The organism is Pseudoxanthomonas sp. LjRoot204_2, assembly GCF_056175765.1.
On record NZ_JBGFFG010000411.1, the window covers coordinates 1 to 2,962 of the forward strand.

General features: G+C 67.0%; 2 protein-coding genes. One reads left to right on the plus strand and one right to left on the minus strand.

The annotated features are described in order from the left end of the window. On the minus strand, positions 1-1,305 hold a 1,305-nt coding region (locus AC04L7_RS15690), incomplete at its 3' end, for a hypothetical protein (RefSeq protein ID WP_475513369.1). A 413-nt stretch (positions 1,306-1,718) separates the two neighbouring features. Between AC04L7_RS15690 and AC04L7_RS15695 the strand changes: the two genes are divergently transcribed. Next, a partial coding sequence (locus tag AC04L7_RS15695) for a condensation domain-containing protein (protein WP_475513370.1) occupies positions 1,719-2,962 on the plus strand: 1,244 nt, incomplete at its 3' end.

Genomic DNA, 2,962 nt, shown 5'->3' on the forward strand with positions numbered 1-2,962 from the left:
GTTGCTGTTGAACGCGATCCGGGTGAAGTCGCGGCTCACCGAGGCGTGCGGCTCGGACCAGTAGCCGCCCGCGGACTCGGCGCGGCGCGTATAGCCCAGCGCATACACGCGCGGGTTCGCCTTCAGTTCCACGGCGTAGATCTTGTTGGTGAACCACGGCCAGGAACCATCGCGCGCGCCGGTGGTGGCGTAGGTGCTCCAGACCATCCAGCCCGGCTTGCTGAAGCCCTTGCCGGAGAAGTGCATCGCGGTCGCGGCACCGTTGGCGTAGCTGGGGAAGAGCACGGTGCGCGGGCAGACCGGCGCCGTCGTGGCGCTGGCGGCAACCGCCGGGCAGGCGTCGACGTCGGTGAAGAACACATCGCCGGCCGAGCTCTGGTAGTCCACCGACACGTAGTAGTCCTGGCCGTTCGGGCCCAGCGCCATGTCGGAGTGCTCGCTCTTGGCGTGCAGCTTCTTCTTCTGGGTGAAGTCGGGCGACCACGCCCACGTGCCGGTGTCGTCGGACGAGGTGATGTACCAGCGACCCGAGGCGGACATGCTGGAGTGATCGGGGCGGTTGCTGTCCTGGCGGCTGCCGACCAGACGGTTCTGCTGGAGATCCCACACGATGTAGCCCAGCAGGCCGAAGTTGCTGTTCTCCACCTGGAAGCCCCAGTACCGGCCATCAGCCGACGGCGAGCCTTCCGATTTGGTCCAGATGTGGGCGGCGGTCGACGCCCACGACGGCAGCTTGCCGTTGAAGTCCGCCGCCACCGTGTGCGTGTTGGTGCGCACATCGAGCGACAGCAGCGTGGTGCCGCCGTTAGTGGGCAGGTAGTACAGGATATTGGGATTGGTGGGGTGCCACTGCGGCTCGGCATCGCCGGCCATGTGGTACGCCGAGGACACGTTGGCGTTGGCCACCTTGGGCGACAGCGCGCGGACGTGCGCCAGGGTGTTGGCGTTGTAGAGGTGCCACCAGCCATCGTTCGAGTAGACGATGAAATAGGTGTTGTCGGCGTTGAACGCCTGCCGGCGCGAGTAGTCGTTGCGGGCGAAGGTGCTCGGCGGCTCGACGGCATGGTCCGTGGCACGGACCAGGCAGGTGTTGAAGTTCGGCTCCTTCAACACGGCGCCCTTGGCGGGCTTGCCCAGCGCCGGCATGGCCGGATTGACCTTGCCCTCGGCGAGGGAGAAGCCGGAGGTGTAGAACGAGTTGCAGACACCCAGCGACTGGGCGTGGGCGGCCGAAGCGACCAGGCCCAGCGGGACCAGCACGAGGCCCAGCAGGCTACGGGGGGACAAAATGCGGGATGCAGTCATCTAGAACGGCTCCTGTCGGCCGTTGTGTATCGAAAAACGGGGACCCCCTGTCCGATGGCCAGTCTATACGACGTTATGCGTGGCGCTGCCGATTGGTTCACGGATCGGCGAATCGCTTCTGGCCGGATTCAAACCTGATTCACGTTTTTGCGCTTTATGGGCGCTGGTATACAGCCCGCCCACAGCATCGTGAAGGACACCTTCACGAACGACATGGCCGCAGCCAGCGTGTCGTCTGGGGAGCGAGTAGACGCCATGGCGCGGCGTCCCCGTCAACACTGCAAGACGCCAAACCGGGTCGCACGTCTCACATTTGCCTATACTCGAAGGCAAAGGGAGGAATGTGCATCAGGAGGCCATTCTTGCGGAAAGATGCACCAGGGGCAGGGCATGCGGGTGACCTCCGGTTTCCGTTGACGGATGCGCAGGCGGAGAAGTGGCTGGGGAGCCGCTACAGCGACGAGGCCACCCTGGCGTTCGGGGAAGCCTTCGAGTTGGTGATGGATGGGCCGCTGGATCGCACGCGCTTCGAGAATGCGCTGCGCGAGGTGGTGTCGCGGCACCAGGCGCTGGCGGTCGCGTTTTCGCGCGACGGTACCGAGCAGTTCTACCAGCCGCAGTGCGCGGTGGCGCTGCAGGTCGAAGACCTGTCCGCCGTGGACGACGCGGAAGCCGCCTACGCCGCCGCGTGCCGCCGGTGGCGCGCGACACCGTTCGATCCTGCGGTCGCACCCCTGGTGAGGGGCATCCTGTACGCGTTCGCGCCCGACCACCATCGGTTGTTCATGGCCGCGCATCACCTGGTGATGGATGGGTGGTCCATGCGGGTGGTGCTGAAGGACCTGATGGACCACTACAACGCGACGACGCCCGAGGCGCGTGCACGCATTCCGGCTGCGGATCGCTGGAGCGACTTCGTGCGGCAAGAACGCGCGCGTCGCGACGGGCCCGAAGGCGCGCGCAGCCTGGCGTACTGGCGCGCGCGGTTCGCCACGCTGCCGGAACCCTTGCGGCTGCCCACCGATCGGCCCAGGCCTGCGCGGATCCGTTTCGACGCCGCCAGTTTCACGGTGGAGCTGCCCGTGGCGCGGTGGCAGCAGATCCGGGAGCGCGCACGCGATACCGGCACCACGCGGTTCGCGCTGCTGCTGTCGGCGTACTTCGCATTGCTGCATCGGCTGAGCGGACAGACCGACCTGGTCTGCGGCATTCCTTTCGCCGGTGCGGCACGCGGCGGTGGCGCGCGCGTCGTGGGCGATACCGACAACACCCTGCCGCTGCGGGTGGAGGTGGACCCGGCCGCCCCGCTCGAAGCGCTGGCGCGACAGGTGCAGGCCCGCCTGGCGGAGGCGGCGGATCACCAGGACACTTCGCTCGGACGCATCGTGGATGCGCTCCAACTGCCGCGGCACGCGGGGCGCATGCTGCTGCTGGAATCCATCTTCACCCTGGCCCCGTCGCTCGACAAGCTGCGCATGGAAGACGTGCGCTGCGCGTTGAACGTGCTTCCGCGTTCGGCCGCCGCCTGGGAACTGGGTTTTTACTGGCACCAGACGCCCGGGGCTCTGGTGCTGGAGGTGCAATACCAGACCGCGTTGTACGACGCGACGACGCTGCGCGACTGGGTGGGCCTGTACCTGCGCCTGCTGGTGGTAGT